This window comes from Pokkaliibacter plantistimulans, assembly GCF_003194385.1.
Taxonomy (GTDB): domain Bacteria; phylum Pseudomonadota; class Gammaproteobacteria; order Pseudomonadales; family Balneatricaceae; genus Pokkaliibacter; species Pokkaliibacter plantistimulans.
The window spans coordinates 40,059-61,542 of record NZ_LAPT01000022.1; the positions used below are offsets into that span (position 1 = coordinate 40,059).

At 56.5% G+C, this 21,484-nt stretch carries 18 protein-coding genes; 9 read left to right on the forward strand and 9 right to left on the reverse strand.

All coding sequences use genetic code 11. From position 1 onward, the window contains the following. Positions 1-79: 79 nt before the first annotated feature. The 5 genes from WH50_RS05605 to WH50_RS05625 all read right to left on the reverse strand — a co-directional run bounded on the left by WH50_RS05605 (position 80) and on the right by WH50_RS05625 (position 7,082). A complete protein-coding gene (locus WH50_RS05605) occupies positions 80-1,465 on the reverse strand; it encodes a TRAP transporter large permease (RefSeq protein ID WP_110186442.1) in 1,386 nt (461 codons plus the stop codon). Next, positions 1,462-2,013 (reverse strand): TRAP transporter small permease subunit, encoded by a 552-nt coding sequence (locus tag WH50_RS05610; protein ID WP_110186443.1) that lies wholly within the window; start codon positions 2,011-2,013, stop codon positions 1,462-1,464. The genes WH50_RS05605 and WH50_RS05610 overlap by 4 nt, the downstream gene beginning before the upstream one ends. A 337-nt stretch (positions 2,014-2,350) precedes the next feature. Further along, positions 2,351-3,673: an MFS transporter gene (locus WH50_RS05615; RefSeq protein WP_104155080.1), complete on the reverse strand. Its 1,323-nt coding sequence runs from the start codon at positions 3,671-3,673 to the stop codon at positions 2,351-2,353. Between the two features lie 257 nt (positions 3,674-3,930). Then, entirely contained in the window at positions 3,931-5,259 is a 1,329-nt protein-coding gene (locus WH50_RS05620) for a sigma-54-dependent transcriptional regulator (RefSeq protein WP_110186444.1), read from the reverse strand. Further along, positions 5,256-7,082, reverse strand: coding sequence for a sensor histidine kinase (locus tag WH50_RS05625; protein ID WP_207780193.1), 1,827 nt, complete (start codon positions 7,080-7,082; stop codon positions 5,256-5,258). The genes WH50_RS05620 and WH50_RS05625 overlap by 4 nt, the downstream gene beginning before the upstream one ends. Before the next feature lie 414 nt (positions 7,083-7,496). Between WH50_RS05625 and WH50_RS05630 the strand changes: the two genes are divergently transcribed. The 5 genes from WH50_RS05630 to uvrD all read left to right on the forward strand — a co-directional run bounded on the left by WH50_RS05630 (position 7,497) and on the right by uvrD (position 13,336). Beyond that, on the forward strand, positions 7,497-8,453 hold the full coding sequence (locus WH50_RS05630; protein WP_110186445.1) for a hypothetical protein: 957 nt from the start codon (positions 7,497-7,499) through the stop codon (positions 8,451-8,453). 84 nt (positions 8,454-8,537) lie between these two features. Then, the gene (locus WH50_RS05635) at positions 8,538-9,269 is read left to right on the forward strand and encodes a type II toxin-antitoxin system death-on-curing family toxin (RefSeq protein WP_110186446.1); all 732 of its coding nucleotides are present in this window, start codon (positions 8,538-8,540) and stop codon (positions 9,267-9,269) included. Positions 9,270-9,360: 91 nt separating this feature from the next. Next, positions 9,361-9,774 (forward strand): hypothetical protein, encoded by a 414-nt coding sequence (locus tag WH50_RS05640; protein ID WP_133251253.1) that lies wholly within the window; start codon positions 9,361-9,363, stop codon positions 9,772-9,774. A gap of 129 nt (positions 9,775-9,903) precedes the next feature. After that, positions 9,904-10,551, forward strand: a complete 648-nt coding sequence (locus WH50_RS05645) for a LysE family translocator (protein ID WP_110186498.1) — start codon at positions 9,904-9,906, stop codon at positions 10,549-10,551. A gap of 592 nt (positions 10,552-11,143) precedes the next feature. After that, the gene (gene uvrD, locus WH50_RS05650; protein ID WP_104155074.1) at positions 11,144-13,336 is read left to right on the forward strand and encodes a DNA helicase II; all 2,193 of its coding nucleotides are present in this window, start codon (positions 11,144-11,146) and stop codon (positions 13,334-13,336) included. Positions 13,337-13,448: 112 nt separating this feature from the next. On the opposite strand, the gene WH50_RS05655 is transcribed toward uvrD, so the two are convergent. From WH50_RS05655 to WH50_RS05670, 3 genes are all read right to left on the reverse strand, one after another. Further along, positions 13,449-13,739 (reverse strand): TfoX/Sxy family protein, encoded by a 291-nt coding sequence (locus tag WH50_RS05655; protein ID WP_110186448.1) that lies wholly within the window; start codon positions 13,737-13,739, stop codon positions 13,449-13,451. Between the two features lie 2 nt (positions 13,740-13,741). Then, positions 13,742-14,536 (reverse strand): metalloprotease, encoded by a 795-nt coding sequence (locus tag WH50_RS05660; protein ID WP_110186449.1) that lies wholly within the window; start codon positions 14,534-14,536, stop codon positions 13,742-13,744. Between the two features lie 301 nt (positions 14,537-14,837). Beyond that, positions 14,838-15,482 carry a TetR/AcrR family transcriptional regulator gene (locus WH50_RS05670; RefSeq protein ID WP_165838315.1) on the reverse strand — a complete coding sequence of 215 codons (645 nt, stop codon included), beginning with the start codon at positions 15,480-15,482 and terminating at the stop codon, positions 14,838-14,840. 460 nt (positions 15,483-15,942) lie between these two features. Here WH50_RS05670 and WH50_RS05675 point away from each other — a divergent pair, with 460 nt between their 5' ends. Continuing rightward, positions 15,943-16,332, forward strand: coding sequence for a hypothetical protein (locus tag WH50_RS05675; RefSeq protein ID WP_110186452.1), 390 nt, complete (start codon positions 15,943-15,945; stop codon positions 16,330-16,332). A 236-nt stretch (positions 16,333-16,568) separates the two neighbouring features. Beyond that, positions 16,569-17,954 (forward strand): SLC13 family permease, encoded by a 1,386-nt coding sequence (locus WH50_RS05680; protein ID WP_110186453.1) that lies wholly within the window; start codon positions 16,569-16,571, stop codon positions 17,952-17,954. Between the two features lie 41 nt (positions 17,955-17,995). Here the strand turns inward: WH50_RS05680 and mtnK are convergent, their stop codons facing one another. Then, positions 17,996-19,207 (reverse strand): S-methyl-5-thioribose kinase, encoded by a 1,212-nt coding sequence (gene mtnK / locus WH50_RS05685; RefSeq protein ID WP_110186454.1) that lies wholly within the window; start codon positions 19,205-19,207, stop codon positions 17,996-17,998. A gap of 263 nt (positions 19,208-19,470) precedes the next feature. On the opposite strand from mtnK, the gene mtnA reads away from it, so the two are divergent. Continuing rightward, positions 19,471-20,499 carry an S-methyl-5-thioribose-1-phosphate isomerase gene (mtnA, locus tag WH50_RS05690; protein WP_104155067.1) on the forward strand — a complete coding sequence of 343 codons (1,029 nt, stop codon included), beginning with the start codon at positions 19,471-19,473 and terminating at the stop codon, positions 20,497-20,499. Between the two features lie 168 nt (positions 20,500-20,667). Next, on the forward strand, positions 20,668-21,402 hold the full coding sequence (locus WH50_RS05695; protein WP_110186455.1) for a DUF3750 domain-containing protein: 735 nt from the start codon (positions 20,668-20,670) through the stop codon (positions 21,400-21,402). The last annotated feature ends 82 nt before the right edge of the window (positions 21,403-21,484 follow it).

The following is a 21,484-nucleotide window of genomic DNA, read 5'->3' on the forward strand; positions in this document are numbered from 1 at the left end:
CGTTCTTGCTGAAACTTCTTACTGCCTGAAAAGCACAAGGCCAGCATCATGCTGGCCTTGTTCGTTATTGCACGCTCAATCAGTTATTGCCGTACACCAGATGCGGCAGCCAGGTAGCCAGCGAAGGCCAGGCTGACAGCAGGCCCAGCATCAGCAGCTGGATAAAGATGAACGGAATCACGCCCTTGTAGATGGTGCCGGTAGAAATGCTGTCCGGTGCCACACCGCGCAGATAGAACAGCGCGAAGCCGAACGGCGGCGTGAGGAAGGATGTCTGCAGGTTGATGGCAAACATGATACCCAGCCAGATCGGATCGATGCCCATCATCAGCAGTACCGGTGCGACGATAGGGACCACCACAAAGGTGATTTCCATAAAGTCGAGGAAGAAGCCGAGGAAGAACATCACCAGCATAACGATGATCATCGCGCCGACTTCGCCACCGGGCAGGTTGTGCAGGAAGTCGCGGACCAGATCATCACCACCGTAGCCACGGAAAACCAGCGAGAATACCGCCGCACCGACCAGGATCATGAACACCATGGAGCTGACCTGAGTGGTGCTGCGCATGACGTCCTTCAGAATCGGCCAGCTCAGGTTGCGGCGGAAGGCTGACAGCACCACGGCACCAATGGCACCGACCGAAGCGGCTTCGGTGGGGGTGGCCAGACCACCGAGAATGGAACCCAGCACCAGCACCACCAGCAACAGCGGCGGAATCAGTACCTTGAAGATGCGGGTGCCCAGATCGTTCACCTTGCCACGCTCTTCCGCCGGAATGGCCGGTACGCTGTCCGGGTCAACGACGGACTTGAAGATCAGATAGCCGATATAGCCGACCACCAGCAGCAGGCCGGGAATCAGTGCGCCAAGGAACAGGTCACCAACTGTGACTGACTTGGGTGAGTAGATGCCCATGTCCAGCTGAGCCTGCTGATAAGCAGAAGAAATTACATCGCCCAGCAGCACCAGCACGATGGAAGGCGGAATGATCTGGCCGAGGGTGCCCGAGGCACAGATGACGCCGGTTGCCACCTTCGGATCATAGCCACGACGGACCATGGTCGGCAGTGACAGCAGACCCATGGTAACCACGGTGGCGCCGACGATACCGGTACTGGCCGCCAGCAGCATGCCGACGATGCACACGGAAATGCCGAGGCCACCGCGCATGGGGCCAAACAGCAGCGCCATGGTGTCGAGCAGTTCCTCGGCTATCTTGGCCTTTTCCAGCATCACGCCCATGAACACGAACAGCGGCACGGCAATCAGGGTTTCATTGCCCATAACACCGAAAATACGGTTGGGCACCGCCTCAAGGAAGGCTGGGTCAAACAGATCAAACACATAGCCGATACCGGCAAACAGCAGGCCGGTGCCGGCCAGAGAAATAGCGACCGGATAACCGATCAGCAGAATGACAACCGCTGCAGCGAACAGCAGCAATGACATGATTTCGCTCATACCATGGGCTCCTGTTCTACAACCAGATGGGCCTTGCCAGCAATCACCAGCAGGTCACGCAGCAACTCACCGATACCCTGAATGATGATCAGGATGGGCATGGCGATCTGTGCGGTTTTGAGGATGTAGCGGAACGGAATGCCACCGGCTTCCTGCGAGGCTTCCTTGATGGCCCAGGAGGCGGCAACGTAATCCCAGGATACCCAGAGGAAGAAGATGCACACCGGCATCAGCATGAACAGGTTGCCGAACAGGTTGACCCAGGCTTTGCCGCGTTCGGACAGGGGGCGATAGATGATGTCGACGCGCACATGGCCGTCGTGCTTGAGGGTGTAGGCCGCCCCCAGCAGAAACACAAAGGAGTGCATATAGATCACGGACTCCTGCACGGCCACGTTACCCACGTTGAACAGGTAACGCATCACCACGATGACAAAGGTGACCAGCACCATCGCCAGGGTGAGCCATGAGATGGCACGTCCTGTGACCTCACTGAAGCAGTCGATTCCTCTGACCACCCGTACCAGCGGATTGTTGTCTTTATTCATAAGGCTTCATTATTTGTCGTTGTTATTGAAGGAGCAGCAAGTGCGGCAGAACAGCCAACTGGCCGGCGGGCCAGGTTGTCATCTGCAGGCAAACAGCATGCCATAGCTGAACAGCTGCTGCCTATCCCCTGTCAGCATCCTGAGCTGGGGTCTCCCTGACGCCGCCGTATCGAACCACCGTGTCAGGATACATGCCGTTAAGCTTAATAGCTTGGCGTGATTTTGCCTGCACAACTTTTGGGGGAGACGAAGAGAAGGGAAGCGGGCAGAGGCGTGACGGGGCACGCCTGAGTGAAGCGCGCCGTGTGACTGGCGCGCGGCAGATCGTTTTCTGTTCTCAGTCGCTATCAATCAGCGAGTTACTGCGGGTGTCCTTCATGCTGATATAGACCAGCAGGGAAATGGCAATACAGCCGGTCACATACCAGTAGTAACCGCTTTCCATGCCGATGCTCTTGAAGTACAGAGCAATGTATTCAGCCGTGCCGCCAAAGATCGATACCGTCAGGGCATAGGGCAGACCCACGCCCAGAGCACGAATTTCGGTGGGGAACAGCTCGGCTTTCACTACCGCGTTGATCGAGGTGTAGAAGCTGACAATCAGCAGTGCCGCCATGATCAGGAAGAAAGCGCCCCACCAGGTACTGATATTGTGCAGAGTGCTGAGGATGGGGTAGGTGAACAGCGTACCCATCACGCCGAAGGCGATCAGAATCGGGCGGCGGCCAATTTTGTCGGACAGCCCACCGATCACCGGCTGTATCACCATGAACAGGAACAGCGTGGCGGCAGAGATCAGGGTCGAGTCGCTTTTGCTCATGCCCACCGAATTGACCAGATACTTCTGCATATAGGTGGTGTAGGTGTAGAACGCCAGGGTGCCGCCCATGGTCAGGCCGACCACTGTCAGCAGCTCTTTCGGATGTTTCATCAGCAGCGCCATGGTGCTGGTTTTGGGCTTGTCGCTCTGTTTCTTGGTGAAGGACTCGGTCTCCGCCATATCACGACGCAGCAGCATGGCCACCACCGCACACAGGGCACCGATCACAAAAGGAATACGCCAGCCCCAGCTTTCCAGCTGCGCGCTGGTGAGGAACACCTGCTGCAGCAGAATCAGCACACCCAGCGCCAGCAGCTGGCCGGAAATCAGCGTCACGTACTGGAAGCTGGAGTAGAACCCACGACGCTCTTTGGTGGCCATCTCGGACAGATAGGTCGCCGAAGTGCCGTATTCACCGCCGACCGACAGGCCCTGCAGCAGCCGCGCCAGCACCAGCAGGATCGGCGCACCGATGCCGATGGTTTCATAGCTCGGGGTCAGGGCGATGATCAGTGAGCCAAGGCACATGATCCATACCGACAGCAGCAGTGCCGATTTGCGGCCCTTGCGGTCGGCGTAGAGGCCCATCAGCCAGCCGCCCAGCGGGCGCATCAGGAAGCCGATGGCAAAGATGGCGGCGGTATTGAGCAGCTGAGCGGTGAGGTCGCCCTTGGGAAAGAACGCCTTGGCGAAATACAGGGAAAACGCCGAGTACACGTACCAGTCGTACCATTCGACCATGTTGCCGATGGAGCCACTGAAAATGGATTTGATGCGCTGTGAGGTGGTACGGGGTGCTGCAGATGCAGTCATACCCTGATTGGAAAGGGTGCTGTCCATCAGAAGTCCTCTGGATTCTTGTCGTTGTTGTGGGTCTGCCAGCGAGGGCGTGAAGACCCCAGAGCACAGCCCGTGCCAGAGTTAAATCTCTTTTATATTCAAATAGTTATTGATTGTTGGTGGAGGTGCATAAGCAATAATCCGCTTACGCTCAGTACGCTATCGGCGGATTTTTGCTTATGGATTGCAGGGTCAGGCAACAGGTGCTCGAGCTGCTGCTGAACAGGTAGTCGTTGATAAGAAAGAAGGAGGGACGACTATTCCGGCAGGAAATCACTGCGGTTAAGGCCGTGACGCTGCATTTTCTCGTTGAGCGTGCGGCGTGGCAGGTCCAGCTCGGCCATCACCGCCTGGATATTGCCGTGATGCTGGCGCAGGGCATCGCGCAGACAGGTTGCCTCAAACTGTTCCATCCGGCTGCTCAGACTGGCACCGCTGTGGCTGGCAGGCCGCGGGTTGGCCAGCCCCAGCACCTGCCGTTCGGCCGCATTGGCCAGCTCGCGCACATTACCCGGCCAGTCGTGGGCCAGCAGTGCCGCGAAATCCTCGCCCTCCAGCGTGGGGCAGGGGCGTTGCAGATGCGCTGCCGCCAGCTGACAGAAATGACGGAACAGCAGCGGAATATCGTCTTTGCGCTCGCGCAGCGGCGGTAACTGCAGTTCGGCGATATTCAGCCGGTACACCAGATCTTCGCGAAAGCGTCCGGCCCGCGCTTCTTCCAGCAGGTCCGGTTTGGTGGCGGCGATGATGCGCAGATCGACAGCAATACTCTGATTGCTGCCCAGACGTTCCAGCAGACGCTCCTGAATGACTCGCAACAGTTTGACCTGCTGGGCCAGCGGCAGGCTTTCAATTTCATCCAGAAACAGGGTGCCGCCGCTGGCGTGTTCCAGCTTGCCGATGCGTTTGCCCTGCGCGCCGGTAAAGGCGCCGGCTTCGTGACCGAACAGCTCCGACTCGAACAGGTTTTCCGGAATGGCCGCGCAGTTGAGGGCGACAAAAGGCTTGTCACGGCGGGGGCTGAAGTCATGCAGGCAGCGGGCGACCAGCTCCTTGCCGCTGCCGGTTTCACCGCGAATCAGCACATTCACCGGCGTCGGCGCGAGCGTCAGTAACTGACGGCGCAACTCGACTACCGCTGGCGAGCTGCCGAGCAGACGGTGGGCCACGTCTGACTGCGCCGCACTGGACTGCTGCAACTGGCGCAGGCTCAGCACCAGCCGCCGTTTTTCCAGCGCCCGGCGCAGGGCATCGAGCAGACGCTCGGGAGTAAAGGGTTTCTCGATAAAGTCATAGGCGCCCTGCTGCAGGGCGGCGACTGCCATCGGCACATCGCCGTGGCCGGTGACCAGAATCACCGGCAGATCGCTGTCGATGGCCCGCACCGCCTGCTGCAGCGCCAGCCCATCGATACCCGTCATGCGCACATCACTGACCACCACGCCGTCAAAGTCCGGCTGCAGTTCCGCCAGTGCCTCTTCGGCCCGCTGATACAACGTGACCGCAAAGCCGGACAGCTGCAGCCACTGCGCTACCGCATCACGAATGGCGGCCTCATCGTCGATAAAGATCACATGTTGGCTCATGGCAGCAGGCTCCGTTCGGCAGCAGGGGGTTCACAGGCGGGCAGCCGCAGACTGAAGCAAGCGCCGTCACCGCTGTTGCTGGCCAGCAGCTCTCCACCCAGCTGATGCACGATGGCGTGGGAAATGGCCAGCCCCAGACCAAGGCCCGCGCCACTGGGCTTGGTGGTAAAAAACGGGTCAAACACCCGCGCCAGATCACCTTCTGCCATCCCGCCGCCATTGTCCATCACGCTCAGGCACCAGCTGGCGGGTTGGTCATCGGGCTGATGGATACGCAGTGATAACTGCGGCATCGGGTGTTGCTGGGTGGCATCCAGCGCATTGCTGAGCAGATTGACCAGTACCTGTTCGAGGCGAATGGCATCGCCCTCGACCCAGGCCGCCAGCGGCAGATCGGTGGCGACCTGAATCTGGCGCTGGCGCAGCTGGGCAGACATCAGCAGCAGCGTCTGTTCCACCACCTGCGTCAGGTTCAGGCGTTCGCGCAGGCCATCCGGGCTGTGCCGGGCATAGCTCTTGAGGTGGCTGGTCAGGGCGGCCATGCGTTGCAGCAACAGGTCCAGCCGGCTGAGGGTCTGCCGTGCCTCGTCCAGACGCTGATGATCCAGCAGCAGGCGCAGGCTGGCCAGCTCCATACGCTGGGCCGTCAGCGGCTGATTTAGTTCGTGTGCCAACGCCGCCGACATCTGCCCCAGTGCGGCCAGCTTGGCGGCCTGCACCAGCCCATTCTGCGCGGTGCGCAGCGCGGCAGTGCGCTGCTCGACCAGCTGTTCCAGCTCGGCCTGACTGCGCTGGCGCAGCAGATGCAGGCGCCGTCGCTGCTGCAGCCACAGCAGCAGAAACACCAGGCTCAGCCAGGCCCCGGCGGCCGCCAGTCGGGCTGCGGTGACGCCGGTAAGGCCGGGGTTCGGATCACGCAGCAGATGTAAGGTCCAGCCGTCGTGAAGCAGCGGCTGTGACTGCCACAGGTAGTCGCCCTGCTGGCCGTCGGGCAGACGCAGCTGGACCCGCTGGCTGGACGGCCCCAGTGTCTGCTGTGCCAGCAGCTGCAAGGGTTGCAGCCTGACCTTGTCATACTGGCGGGTGGCCTGCAGCTCCTGCTCATCCCAGCTGCTCAGCGGCTTCAGGGTGCGGTAGCGCCAGTGCGGATGGTTGGCGATAAAGACGATGCCGCGGGCATCACTGACCAGCAGGATGTCCTGACTCTGCGCCCAGCTTTCTTCCAGTTCGGGAAACTCCAGCTTGACCACAATGGCGCCGAGAAAGCGGCCCTGATCGTCCATGACGGCGCTGGACAGAAAGTAACCGGGAATTCCGCTGATCACGCCGACGCCATAGAAGCGGCCGCTGCCGGTTTCTTTTGTCTGCTGGAAATAGGGGCGAAAGCCGTAGTTGTGGTTGACGTAACTGGTCGGCAGGCGCCAGTTACTGGCGGCGATGGCCAGACCATCGGCGCGCATCAGTTCCAGCGTGGACGAATGCGCTGCGCTGTTGATGCGCTCCAGTTTGAGGTTGAGCCGCTGCTGCAACGCTGGGGTCAGGGGTTCACTGAGGGCCTGACGAATATCCTGATCAAGGGCCAGCACCGCGGGCAGGCTGCGGAAGCGCTCGATCAGGGTAGTGAACTGACCGGCATAGAGCTGTAACTGTTCATTCAGCTGCACCGATTCCTTGTGCAGACTGGTGCGGGTCATATAGCGCCCGGCCAGATACATCACCCCCAGCATGGTCGCCAGCACCAGTGCGGTTATCAGCAGCAGAGACAGGGGGCGGCGGGGTGGAGACAGCGTCATGGGCAGTCGACTACGAAACAGGGGAGCCATAGCTTACCTGCAGCGGCAGGCAGCAGCCAGACGGAACGTATGCCATACATTCGTCTGGGTAAAGGGGCTTTGTAAGCTGGGCTCTATTTATGCAACAAAGCCAAGATAGGAATCAAGGGTTCGCTTAATGAATGGATGTACCACCATATCGACCTGGACAGGTATGAGATAAGGAAGAGATCGTCATGCCGTGTACGTCATCCTTGAAAAATCTGGAAGAAGGTATACCTTTTGGATGCTGTGTTGTTGATTTGAATACCTTTACTTGCTTTTATGTTGACTTATTTATTTTCTGTTAAAAACACAGTCTTACATGACTTCTTTTAAGATATGGTTTTCTAAAAGGTATACCTTTTAATAATTCTTATGAGGTCGAAGACTTCATTAATACACTGTTGGATTTATGGAGAACAAGTGTCTGACTTAGCAATAAATGACAAGGGTGAGCAAAAGGCAGCCTCTGAATTCCATGATGACTTTATTCTTCATGGAATTCAGCATGCAAGCTTCGTTTGTCCCTTCTGCTTTATTGGGCTTGTTGCTAAAGCCATATATATTGATGGCCCACAAGGAAAATCACCACACTTCTCCTGCTTCCCCCAGAAGCCCCATATTAACGGTTGTGATGGTTATCCTCTAGTTGAGGGTAAATCAGTAAAAGGGGAAAAGAAAAGTAATAAAATAATTATTGGTAAAGAAGAATTTTTGTTCCCTGAAAAATTAGTTTCAAGAAGCAAACCATCACAGGGAAAGTTTCTTAACGATTTAAGCGAGCTTATTAAAGAGAATAATCCAGAGAAAGTAGAAAAAAGAAGGGAGGGTGTCGGTAAAGAAGTTGGGAGTGCAAAATATACCTCTTCAATAATACGATCTTTTGCATCTTCTAAAAAAGCAATTATATCTCTTGTCTATAAGTATGCAAAAGACGAAGAGTTATCCAGTGAAGAAAGGAAACTCCTGCTAAAAGATACTTTATCTCAAGCACCGATTGAGCTTGATGGATACAAGACGAACTATCAAGTTGCTTTTCAAGGGACCAAATACTTCAGTACATACAAAAAAATATGGAATGGAGAAGGAGTAGTAAAAATTAAGGATGGTATCGTTTATATTCTTTCAGGCCAAGACACTGAATATAAGCATGAAGATAATAGCTATGAACTTAGTTTTTATACGTCATTAAAGATACCAGAAAATATAGAAGAACAACCTGCATACCACCAAACTATTATAAATAGATTACTAAATGCCCGTGAGAAGGAGTTGGTAGTAAAATGGTTTGCTTATGGAATGGCATCAATTGTCTTAGATAAAAAATCTGTATTGCTAAGTATAGATAATTTTGACCATGTATTCATCGAAAAAGTCTAATAAATCAATCAGCTACGCTCTTTTAGTCGCCGGACGCAGCAAAGCTGCGCCGGTTATTGGGGCGTTATATTATGGGAGTTCAAATTGAACATCGAGCAAATAAAATACATTCACAATTTCTTAGTTGAATATTTTCATAAATCTGAAGATCCAGTGTCACCGCCGGGTATAAAAAACGAATCATTGCTGGAGTCTTCTGTTTCCAGGCCCTTCATGTCTGCAGGAGGAGAAGATGCTTATCCTGGTGTTTTTAATAAAGCTGCGGCTCTTTTTCACTCTATTATAAATAATCACTGCTTCCACAACGGCAATAAAAGATGTGCACTTCTTAGTGCTATGGTGTATTTGGGAGAGAACGGATGGTGGATTACCATTCCAAGTGATGATGAGCTATTTAATTTCACAAGGAGGGCCGCTGCACACGAGCTTGTCAAATCACGCGACGATGAGCTTCCCTTCATCTCCGAGTATTTTAGAAGTAATACAAGAAGGCGGGTTGCAGGTGAGCACCAGTTGACTCTGCGAGACTTGAAAGAGATCCTCCTCGGCTTCGGTTTTGAGCTTTCAGATACAGTTGGTAGGACGATTGAGGTCTCGAAAGATGGAAAGCACGTAGTATCCATATTGCAAAAGGGAGCCAAGGGGCAAGAGAATTACGATAAGCAATACATAAAAAAGCTGCGTAACAAACTAAAACTTACCCCAGATTACGGAATCGATAGCTACAAATTCTATGGAGAGAGAGGGTTCACTGATACTTTAGGAAAGTATATGTCTTTACGTGACAAGGTTATGCGTGAGCTAGCAAAAATATAACAATCGCAAGCAATTCAGCCCTTCGGGCCCGGACGTCGCTTCGCTCCGCCGTTGTTGCGGGCTTTATAGTGCTTAAAGAATCGAGGTGCATTTGAGCAGCATTCTGGATATTGGTAGTGAGTTTGTGGCGGAAGCCAAAAATGGAGATTTTACGGCATTAATTCAGTTGTTTGATGCGAGAGTAAAAGGCTGGGGTAAAACCATGGCACATGAAGAAGAAATGACGGTTGGTCTTTTCTCAGATTTGGTTTACGAGATACCTTCCTATTGTGCTTTTGACATGGTTGATAGTGCAGTTGATATTTGCATGCAGCAGACATCATTTGATGGGTTCAACTGCGCTCTTGATCTAATTGCATCTCTAGTTATTAAATCAAATACAACGGAGGTTCCGGAAAAGCTTCGAGCCGCGTTCCCAGAAATATTAGTAAAATCTAAACGGTTCGGGGGCGAGCCAGTTGATATTTGCACGCTAATACGTGGACACTACCGAAATACACTATAACAATTTGCTGTACCTCGGACCCAGCTACGCGCCGCAAGCTTGTGGTTTGCTGCGCAAACTTTACCACAAGCTTACTCTGCTCCGTTGGGCTGGTAAGCAAGGTATTATATGTTACCAGAGAGGTGTTATATGGAATTAAGTACTTGGTTGATTTATGTAAGTGTTATAGGGATATTGATATTCAGCCCAGGCCCATCAGCCTTATTATGTATATCTGAAGGCGTGAAATATGGGAATAAGAAAACGATTCCAACTATTCTTGGAGGTGCTGTTGCAGCTCTTGTCTTGATGTCTATTTCTGCTGTTGGGCTTGGGGCTATTTTAGTTGCCTCTAAGACTTTGTTTTTTGTTATTAAACTCGTGGGAGCATTTTATCTTATCTATTTAGGTTGGGCATCTTGGAAAGAAGGCTCAATTAAAGTTGAAACACCTCTGGTTAATGAAAAACATCTAGCCGATTATTCATTCTATTCTCTGTTTAGAAAAGGCTTTTTTGTAGGCATTAGTAACCCTAAAGATTTAATTTTCTTTATTGCGCTATTTCCTGGCTTTATGAATGCAGACTTACCTCCGGTAGAGCAATACTCTGTACTCGCATGTACTTGGTTTGTGATCGATTGTGCATCCATGTTTATGTATGCTGGACTGGGTTCAAAAATTGGTCCTTGGCTATCTAGAACTAACACATTGAATTTAGTCAACCGTACTGTAGGAAGTTTATTTATAGTACTAGGTAGCGCACTAGCGATTTCAACGGGACTGAGTAAAAAAGTATAACAAGGCAATCAAAGCGGACGCATTACGGTTGTCACGGTTTTGCCAAAAACAAAAGGCGGTAAAAACAATGCCAACCCACGCGCCATTTATTGCGGCCTTAGGAGTAAAGATGTCAGACGACAATTCGACTTCATTAGTTAATCTTGGAGGCTTATCCAAACCTGCGGACACTTTGATTTAAAAAGTTTCATCCGCTATGGGTGGATTTTTTGAACCATGAAAAATAAAGCGTGTCACCAAGGCCGAAGCTGAAGCCAATCTCATAAAAGCAAAATCTGAAATTGAAATTACGGAACTTCATCGTCGTGCGATGCACCGGTTTGTTAAGGAAGAAGCAAATCGACAAGAAAACAGGGAGGAAATAACAGACTCAGTTGTTAAAAAAATCCCCACAAAGACGGTGTAATTCGCTTGGCTAAGGGTGACTTACAGGAAATACATTGGATAGCCTGAGTATGCCCCTGACAACGTTCTTTGCCTCCCCATTCATTCGACACTGGCTGTAAATACAGTATGCTAACGGGCACTCTGACTGTTCGCCCTGACGAACCGTACACTGACCCCAGCGAGAATACAGCGAGAGAGTAGTGCGATGGATGTTTCCCACCTGATTGACCGTCTTAACCCTCCCCAGCGTGAGGCCGTGTCGGCGCCGCTGCAAAGCCGGCTGGTGCTGGCCGGGGCCGGTAGCGGCAAGACCCGGGTGCTGGTGCATCGCATTGCCTGGCTGATTCAGGTCGAGCAGATTTCTCCCTACGCCATCATGGCGGTGACCTTCACCAACAAGGCCGCCAAGGAAATGCGCAGCCGTATTGAAGCGCTGCTGGGGCTGACCCCGCGTGGCATGTGGGTCGGCACCTTCCACGGTCTGGCGCACCGCCTGCTGCGCGCTCATCATCGCGAAGCCAATCTGCCGGAAAACTTCCAGATTCTCGACAGTGATGACCAGTTGCGACTGGTCAAACGGATCTGCCGTGAGCTGAATCTGGACGAAAAACGCTGGGACCCGAAAGAACTGACCTGGTTTATCAACGCGCAGAAGGATGAAGGCCTGCGGCCACAGCATCTGGACAGCTACGGCGACAGCAGCTGGCAGACCCGCATCGACGTCTATAAAGCCTACGAAGAGGCCTGCCAGCGTGGCGGCATGGTGGACTTCGGCGAATTGCTGCTGCGCTCCCATGAGCTGTGGCTGAACCAGCCGGTGTTGCTGCGCCATTATCAGCAGCGCTTTCAGGCGCTGCTGGTGGACGAGTTTCAGGATACCAACAAGATCCAGTACGCCTGGCTGCGCATGCTGGCCGGTGAGCGGATGCCGGTCATGGCGGTGGGTGATGATGACCAGTCCATCTACGGCTGGCGTGGTGCTCGTATCGAGAATATCCAGAACTTTACCAGCGACTTCCCCGGCACCGAGATTATCCGTCTGGAGCAGAACTACCGCTCCACCGATACCATTCTGCAGGCCGCCAACGCGCTGATTGCCAACAATCAGGGGCGGATGGGCAAACAGCTGTGGACCGACAGCGGCGAAGGCGAAAAGATCGCCGTCTACAGTGCGTTTAACGAACAGGAAGAAGCACGCTTTATCGTCGAACAGGCGGAAAAGTGGGCCGATCAGGGCGGCATGCGACAGGAAGTGGCGATACTGTACCGCTCCAACGCCCAGTCACGGGTACTGGAGGAGGCGCTGGTGCGGGCTGGCGTGCCCTATCGCATCTACGGTGGCCAGCGCTTCTATGACCGTCTGGAAATCCGCAATGCGCTGGCCTATCTGCGACTGATGCAGAACCGTCACGACGATGCGGCGATGGAGCGGGTCATCAATGTGCCGACCCGCGGTATTGGCAGCAAGACGCTGGAGACTGTACGTGACTATGCGCGCCAGCAGCAGGTGTCGCTGTGGCAGGCGTCGGTGGAGGCCATCGAGCGGCGTCTGCTCAGTGGCCGTGCCGCCGGTGCGCTGTTGCCCTTTATCGAGCTGATCAATCAGCTGCAGCGTGACAGTGAAAGTCTGGCCATGGCCGACACCATTGCCCTGATGCTGCAGCACAGCGGGCTGGTTGAGCATCACGAGAAAGACAAGGACAAGGGCGAGGCGCGCGCGGAGAACTTGCAGGAGCTGGTCAACGCGGCGCGGCAGTTCGAGCAGAGCTGGTCGCCGGATGAAGAAGACGAACAGGCCGGTCTGACCGATGTACTGGCAGCCTTTATCGATCAGGCGGCGCTGGATGCAGGGGATGCTCAGGCGGCGGAGTTCAGCGATTGCGTACAGTTGATGACCTTGCACTCGGCCAAGGGGCTGGAGTTCCCGCTGGTGTTTATGGCCGGGCTGGAGGAGAGCCTGTTCCCCCATTCCATGTCGATGGAAGACCCGCAGGGTCTGGAGGAAGAGCGCCGCCTCTGCTACGTCGGTATTACCCGGGCGCGGCAGAAGCTGTTTATGACCTGGGCCGAGTCACGCCGCTTCTACGGTCAGGAAGAGCGTCGCACCCATTCCCGCTTCCTGCGTGAAATCCCCGAACAGCTGCTGGAAGAAGTGCGGCTGGGCGCCAGTATCCGCCGTCCGCTGTCGTTCCAGCGTCCCACTTCACCAAGCTTTGCTGAGGCCGAAGTACCAGCGACCGAGTTCTATCTTGGCCAGCGCGTTATCCACGGCACCTTTGGCGAAGGCATTCTGACCAATTTCGAGGGACAGGGGCCGAAGGCACGCGTGGAAGTGAATTTCGATGATGTCGGCAGCAAGTGGCTGATCCTGTCGATGGCCAAACTGCAGGCGCTATAACGCTGCAGGTGCGATAACAAAGCAATCTCGAACTGAGCCGGTTTCGCCGTCGCTCAGCGCACTTATGACCGGTCCCGCCATGGGGCGGGAGCGGTCATTTATCAAAGCAGGCTCAGGTGTCGCCGCTGTCCGCTGCGGCATGACTCATGCGCTGCCATTCCCGCCATTCCTCCAGCTCCATGAGCAGTCGTGCCTTTTCGCTGGCGGTCAGTGCCGTCCAGTGGCGCTGTTGCAGCCCGGCCGCCATGGCCCACAGCAGGTTAAGGCTGACCTTCATCCCGGCCTGCTCCAGCCGGTGATAGACGCCCACCGCACCCAGCTCAGCAATTTGCTCTGCCTGCGTGATGCCGATGGCGGCCAGCAGGGCCGCGGATTTGGGGCCGAGATTGGGTAGCAGGGCCATGCTCAGTGACGACCGATAAAGAGCCAGTAAGCCAGACACAGCAACAGGCCGATGACCCCCAGATAACCACTCCACAGGCTGCGCTTTGCCGATGCGCTGGTAACCTGCGGGAAGCCACAGCGGCTGCAGTATTCGGGTGGGGTAACGCGGGCGTGCGGGGCGTCAGGCTGTGCCGTGCTGACCGCTGGCTGATACGGGGTATGGCAGCGTTCGCAGGCGTTGGGCTCACCGCGCTGGTAGTACTGCCAGGCCTGCCAGAGCAGCAGGCCGATAATCACCAGCGTCCAGGTGCTGTGGAAGAAGTACAGGGCAGCCAGTGCCAGCAAAGCGCCCAGTGCCCATAGTTTGCGATTGAGCAGTTCGGTGATCTGGCCGCCATCCAGTGGCGGCAGCGGGATCAGATTAAGGGCGTTGAGGAACAGGCCGATGACCGCCAGATACCAGGCCTCACGCCAGCCTGTCAGCTGAAACAACAGAGCGCAGGCAATGGCAAACAGGGTACCCAGCCCAGGGCCGCCAATGGCAAACCAGCCGCGCTGGAAGGGGGTCAGGGCGCCGCCACGATGCACGGTGACGCCACCAAAAAACGGGATGAAGCGAATCTTGGCCACCAGCCCGGTCATTTTCCACAGCATCAGCATGTGTCCCAGTTCGTGGACAAAGATCACTAGCAACAGCAGCAGGCCCGACTTGGGCGAGGTCAGCCAGGCAAAAGCCGCCCAGGTCAGAATGGCTGTGGTCAGGCTTTGCTGGTCCAGTGCCTGGCGCCAGGAGGGGGCAGTGGGTGTGGTGGCCATAGTCATTCCTTGCGATGCAAGCCAACGGCACAGGCCATCGGCAGAGGTGGCTTCGATTCTGCGTTGCATGACAGACTGAGTAAAGCCGTCTCAGGGGGCGAAGGTGGTTACGATCTGCTGCATGCCAGTGATGGGCTGTTGAGCAGGGATGTCCCGACTGTCACGACGGCGTCGCTGACAGGTGCTGGTGATCGACGGGCTATGGTCACCGATAGCGCTGCCAGAAAGTGGCAGCAGGAGGGGGTGGCAGGATAGCAGTGCGTCGTGACGGACAACGGCGCACTGCGGGGTGAGCAGATACTTAGTTAATCTGCCACAGACGTTGCAGTGCCGCATGGGCGGTCGGCACGAAGGCCGGCTGCAGGCGTTCCAGCTCCGGTGAGTTCATACCGCGTGCGCAGTGGGTCGGGTGCGACAGCTGCCACAGGCCGATCAGCAGGGCGTAGGTTTGCAGCAGCATCTGCACCACGGCGTTTTCCCGGCGGCCATCGCTGAACACGGGGATCAGCTGTTGTGCGGTACGGTGCAGGTTGTCGGAGATGGAGTGTTTGAAGGCAAACAGGATTTCGGTGGTGACATTGGGTTCCAGCACGCCGGTGCTGAGGCAAGCCAGCTGCATCAGGCGCGGGTGAGTGGCCAGATGGTCGCAGAGGGCATCGACCACGGCCACGGGGGAGCCGGTATCGTTAGCCACTTCACACAGACGTTGGGTCCACTTGCTCAGGGCTTCTTCCAACAGGGCCAGAAAGATCGCTTCCTTAGAGGGGAAGTAGATATAGATGGTGCCTTTGGCCAGCCCACAGTCATTGCTTATATCGGCAATGGTGGGCAGTACGGTGGGATCCTTGGCGAACAGGCCTTCAGCTGCCTGCAGGATGCTCTGGCGACGCAGAGCCTTTCCGGCTTTGCTGCGGGCGCGGACATGAATAACGGGTTTATCAGACATGCTCATTCTTCTGGTACTTAAGGAGGTGCCTGTCGAGTCCGGCTATCCTTGCCGACCGCTTGGCACTGTTGTCCAATTCTGTGGCCAACTGCGAAAACCGGTTCATTTTCTGGCCTGTTCGGAAGCCGGCTATTGTGCCTTTTTATTGCCTATAAGGAAACCTGATATATCTGCTCAGCGTTGTTTCAGTCTTGTCATAAAATTTAATCTTGATTGACCGGAAATGTAGTCGTGTTCGTTGTCTTTGTGTATTGATGCTTTATTCTGTAGCCGGTGTCAGCGCTGTACCTGCACTAATATGGACTCTGATCTGCTGGGCCATCGGCATACCGATAGCCACACAGAACACGGTAGAGGCCAAACGGCAGTTTGTCGTACCGACCTCCAGCGAATGAAGTACAACCACTCCCCGGCCTGTCGGCTGGAGTGTAGATAAGTAGAGCGGGGGAGAAACCAGCTTATGTCAACGCAGATGGGCCAGGCCCTGGTGGAATGCAGCGTACTGAACCTGTTCGGTGAGCGCAGCCAGCGGTATGTGCAGGAAGATGTCTTCCAGTTGTGGCAGTTCATGATGTACCACAAGCATGGTTTTCAGGTGGAAAACCCGCAGCCTTGCCGCTGGATGCCACTGCTGCCCGGGGGCAACAATGTGCCTTCCGGTCCGCTGGTGAACCGTGTGCAACTGAGCCGCTGGGATGCCGAATTGCAGAAGGTGCAGTTTATCGAGCGTTTCGTCAGTGCTGATGACACGGCCAAGGTCAGTGATCTGCTGCGCAAGCATTACAGCCCGGAGCTGCTGGGCGGCTATCCGCTGGAGCTGAAAATCGAGCCGGGTTACGTCAGCATCTGAGCGGCTACGAGCTGAAAAGCCGGTTGCCCTGCTGTGGCAGTGAAAGCCAGAAAATTGAAAGCCGGAGTGATGAGTCATCACTCCGGCTTTTTTCATGATACTTGCCCGCTTGCTGTCGTCTGATCGTTGCCATCTGATCGTTGCAATGACGGGCCGGGCTGTTGCGCGTGGTGCGCGGAACAGAGTGCTAGACTTCTGCTCCTGACTTCAATGTGCCCTGCCCAAGGACGGTTTCCATGTTCAGCCGCCTGTTTCTTGCCCTTATTCTGCTCGCCGCCGCTGCTTTGCTGCTGTTCCCGCCGCCGATGCTGGATCTGCTGCAGTCCCGTACGCTGGCCATCGTACTGGTCACCCTGACCCTGTGGGCAAGCAGCGCCTTGCCGCAATACCTCACCAGTCTGCTGTTCTTTCTCGCCGCCATCCTGCTGCAGGTAGCTACGCCAGCCAGTGTCTTCAGCGGTTTTGCCTCGGCGGCGTTCTGGCTGATTTTCGCCGGACTGGTGATTGGCATGGCCATTCGTTCTACTGGTCTGGGTGACCGGATGGCGGCCCTGCTCGGGCGGCATCTGGCGCACAGTTATACCTGGCTGATCTGTGGCCTGATACTGTGCGGCACCCTGCTGGGGTTTGTTATGCCATCCTCCATGGGGCGAGCCGTGATGATGGTGCCCATTGCCATGGCGCTGGCGGAACGATGTGGCTTTGCTCCGGGCTCTCAGGGGCGGATTGGTGTTGCCCTAGCAGTGGCCTTTGGCTGCCACGTGCCGACCTTTACCATCCTGCCGTCCAACATTCCCAATATGGTGCTGAGCGGCACGGCTGAGACCATCTATGGCGTGCACATCAGCTATACCGACTACCTGTGGCTGCATTTCCCGGTGCTGGGCCTGCTCAAGGCGGCGGTGATTGCGGCGCTGATTCTCTGGCGCTATCCGGCGCAGGTGGCCGCGCAGACCTCAGCTGTACCCGCTACGGCCAGCCATGATCCGGCATTGCAGCGACGCCTGAGCCTGATCTTGCTGGTGGCGCTGGGCTTCTGGCTGACCGACAGCCTGCATGGCATCAATCCGGCCTGGGTCGGGCTGGCAGCCGCCTGTCTGCTGCTGATGCCGAAGATCGGCATGGTCAGTGCCGATGAGCTGCAAAAGCAGATGAATATCAGCATGTTGCTGTTTGTCGCCGGGGTGCTGGCACTGGGGGCGCTGGTTAACAGCTCGGGGCTGGGCTCGGCCATTGCCGGGGCCATGATGGACTGGCTGCCCCTGCAGCCGGGGGCGGATCTGCAGAACTTCCTGTCCCTGAGCGGGCTGGCGTTTATTACCGGGCTGATAGCGACACTGCCCGGGGTGCCTGCGGTGCTGACACCGATGGCGGGGGAGCTGGCACAGCACAGTGGCTGGACGGTGCCCATGGTGCTGATGACGCAGGTGGTGGGCTTCTCCACCATCCTCTTTCCCTATCAGTCGGGGCCGCTGATCGTGGGGATGCAGCTGTGTAAGGAACCGCTGCGTGAGCTGCTGAAGATCACCGTGCCGCTGACGCTGATCAGCCTGCTGGTACTGATGCCTCTGGATTATCTGTGGTGGTGGCTGACCGGGCAGTTCAGCGCCCTGAGTGGCTGAGGGAGAGCACAGGAGCGCCACAATGGCGCCCCTGTTGCTGGTCAATACCTGACCTTATCGACCAGCATGGCCAGCACATCGGCCATGTTGTCCAGCTCGTGGCGCTGAAGCACCAGCGCTTCGCCCAGTATCAGTGCCTGCTCGGCGGCCTGCAGGCGCCGCTGCTCATCAGCAATGCTGTCCAGATCCTTGACGTGTGCCAGACCCACTGTACGGCGGATCAGTTCACAACCGGCATACCCCAGGGTGTCCTGCCAGATGCCGCGCAGCAGGCGTGACTGCCAGCGCAAGGTATTGAGGCTGGGGTCACGGGTCGACTGGCTGAGATGCTCGCTGAAACGCTCCGCAAAGCCGCTCCACAGCTGATCAATGCTTTCCAGCAACCCGCTGCGATAGGCATTGCGCTGATCCTCGGCTGCCATCAACCCCCACTGTCCGCAGAAATTGAGCAGCAGGTTGCCGATGAAGGAGCCAATGTCGAAGCCCATTGGGCCGTAGTAGGCAAACTCGGCATCAATCACCTTGGTGCTGTCCTGACGCACAAAGATGGAACCGGCATGGACGTCACCGTGCAGCAGTGCCTGCGCTTCGGTGAGGAAGCGGAATTTCAGCTCAGCCACTTCCGCCTTCAGCGCCTCGTTGTGCCAGAGCGCTGCCGCCCGTGTTTCAAAGCCGGGGTAGACATTGTTGCGTTCGTGGTCGCAGTAGGGGTCAAGAAAGAACAGGTCTTCGGTGATTTTGCACAGCTCCGGGTTGATGAACTGCGCCACCCGCGCCTTTTTCTGCTGCTGATCCAGATACAGATCAGAAGTGAAGAACAGGGTGTCGGCCAGAAAGCGGGCCATATCCTCGATCAGTCGGGGGAAGTGTTCACCGGCAACCATGGCCTGACGCAGGATTACGTGATCGGACAGGTCTTCCATGATGGTCACCGCCATCCCGGCATCATAGTGATAGATGGTCGGCACCAGCGCAGGGCACAGCTCACTCTCGATCAGCATGGCTTCGGCCTCGATGCGGGCGCGGTCCAGCGTCAGTGGCCAGGATTCGCCGACGCAGCGGGCGTAGGGGAGGGCCTGCTTGACGATGGCACTGGTGCCACTGGGGTGGCTGACCTTGAACACCAGATTCAGGTTGCCATCACCAATTTCACTGCAGCTCAGGGTAGCCGGGTCGAGGCCTTCAAACAGGGAGGTATGCGCCACGGCATAGGCCAGGGCATCCTGGGGCTGAAAGGTCTTATACACTGCCATGGTATTGCCTTTTCGTTATGTCATTGTCGGTTTTTGGTTATAAGCGCCAGGGCTTCTTAGAAGATATGCGCCATGCAAAGCGAAGAAAGAGCTTACCCTCTGCAATGGATGTTGGCGACTGATTAACGTTCATTTGTTTATCCAAGGTCGACATTGGGCAGCGTGCGGGCTTCTGCTATGGTTAATCCCCTACCGTCCGTGCGCCCATGGTGCCTCACCTGGGCATGCCGACTTCTTCAGGACGATGACGAGGACATGTGCCTATGAAAGATTTGCTGGCTACCAGCGTGAAGTATGAGCAGGGTCGCTTGTGGGTACTCGACCAGCACGCCTTGCCTCATCAGGAAAACTGGCTGCCGTGTGATTCGGTGGATGCCATGGTGGCGATGATCAAAGCCCTGCAGATTCGTGGTGCACCGCTGATCGGTGTCGGTGCCAGTCTGCTGCTGGCCCATCTGGCCGAGCAGGGCGCAGACCGCGAGCAGCTCGAGCAGGGCGCGCTGACACTGCGTGCAGCCCGGCCAACGGCAGTGAATCTGATGCACTGCATGGACCGTATGCTGACCTCATTGAAACAGAACGACCGCGTGGCGCTGGTGCGCACGGCCGAAGCCATCTTCGAGGAAGATATCAAACTCTGTAACCGCATCGCCGAGAACGGTGCGGCGCTATTTGGCTCAGGGCAGCGCCTGCTGACCCATTGCAACACCGGCCGGCTGGCGACCGCCGGTGCCGGTACGGCACTGGGCGTCATTTACAAGCTGGCGGAGCAGGGCAAGGCACCTCATGTCTGGGTGGATGAAACCCGTCCGCTGCTGCAGGGCGGCCGCCTGACGACCTGGGAGCTGGCCAAATACGGCATCAGCCACACCCTGCAGTGTGACAACATGGCGGGTATTCTGCTGCGCGATGGCAAGGTCGATGCGGTGCTGGTCGGTGCCGATCGCATCGCCCGCAACGGTGATTTCGCCAACAAGGTCGGCACCTACAGTCTGGCGGTGCTGGCACACTTCCATAAGGTGCCTTTCTACGTGGTAGCACCCTACACCACGGTGGATGTGGATTGTGCCGATGGCACGCAGATTCCGATTGAGCAGCGTGATGGTGCCGAAGTGCAGGGCGTCAGCGGCAGCTTCGGCAGCGTGGAATGGGCACCGGCAGACACCGAGGTGTTCAATCCGGCGTTTGACGTCACACCGGCTGCACTGGTGACCGGCTGGATTCTCGATACCGGCATCTACAGCCAGGACGAGATTCGCAATGGCGCCTTGCTGGCACTGGAAGCGGCCTGATAGCGCACAGTCAGTCTGAGAACATAGACCCGTCTGGAGCCACGGTGTGCCCCTATCCTTTGTGGATAGAAGGCCGACCGTGGCTTGTCGTCTCTGGCCCATTATGGAACTGCCAGCCCTTCATCCCTATAAAGCAGCTATGAACCTGACATGACCGGAGCGCCATGGATGCGACGTTACCTGCTTTATCCCCTGTTATTTCTGCTGTTGTTGCTGGCAGGACCGGCAGCCCTGCTGCTCAGTGGCCAGATTGATCTGCAGACCTCCTGGAGCAACGCGGACCGCAGCTCGGCGCAGCTGGCGCCCGATCCTGCCCGCACACCGGAAGCGGTGGTGCAGGTCTACGCTGCCCGTGCCTATAACTGGCGTGGTGCCTTTGCGGTGCACAGCTGGATTGCCACCAAGGCGGCGAATGCCAGCCAGTATCGGGTAAGACAGGTCACCGGCTGGCGGCGGCCGACGGTGATTGACCGCTATGATGTGCCCGACCGTGCCTGGTTTGGCAGTCAGGCGCAGTTGCTGGGCGAGCTGCGCGGTGAGGCCGCAGCCCGTGCCATCACCGAGATCGACCGGTTACTGCCAGGCTACCCCTATGCTGATGAGTACCGCGCCTGGCCGGGGCCTAATTCCAATACCTTTGTGGCCTGGCTGTTGCGGCGGGTGCCCGAGTTGCAGGTGGCGTTACCCTCCAATGCGCTGGGCAAAGACTATCTGGGCCCGCAGCTGCTGGCAGCGACACCCAGTAAAAGTGGCTATCAGCTGTCTCTGGGCGGACTGTTCGGCGCCACGCTGGCCGCGCAGGAAGGGCTGGAGCTGAATGTGCTGGGACTGGTGGTCGGGTTCGACTGGCAGCAGCGGGCGATCAAGCTGCCGGGAATGGGTGAGGTACGCCTGCTGCAGTGACCATTTTTGTGCCAGCTTTGCCATCGCCATTGACGATGGCAGCCTCGCCAATCACTGTTTTGCACACCCTGCATCCCATTGC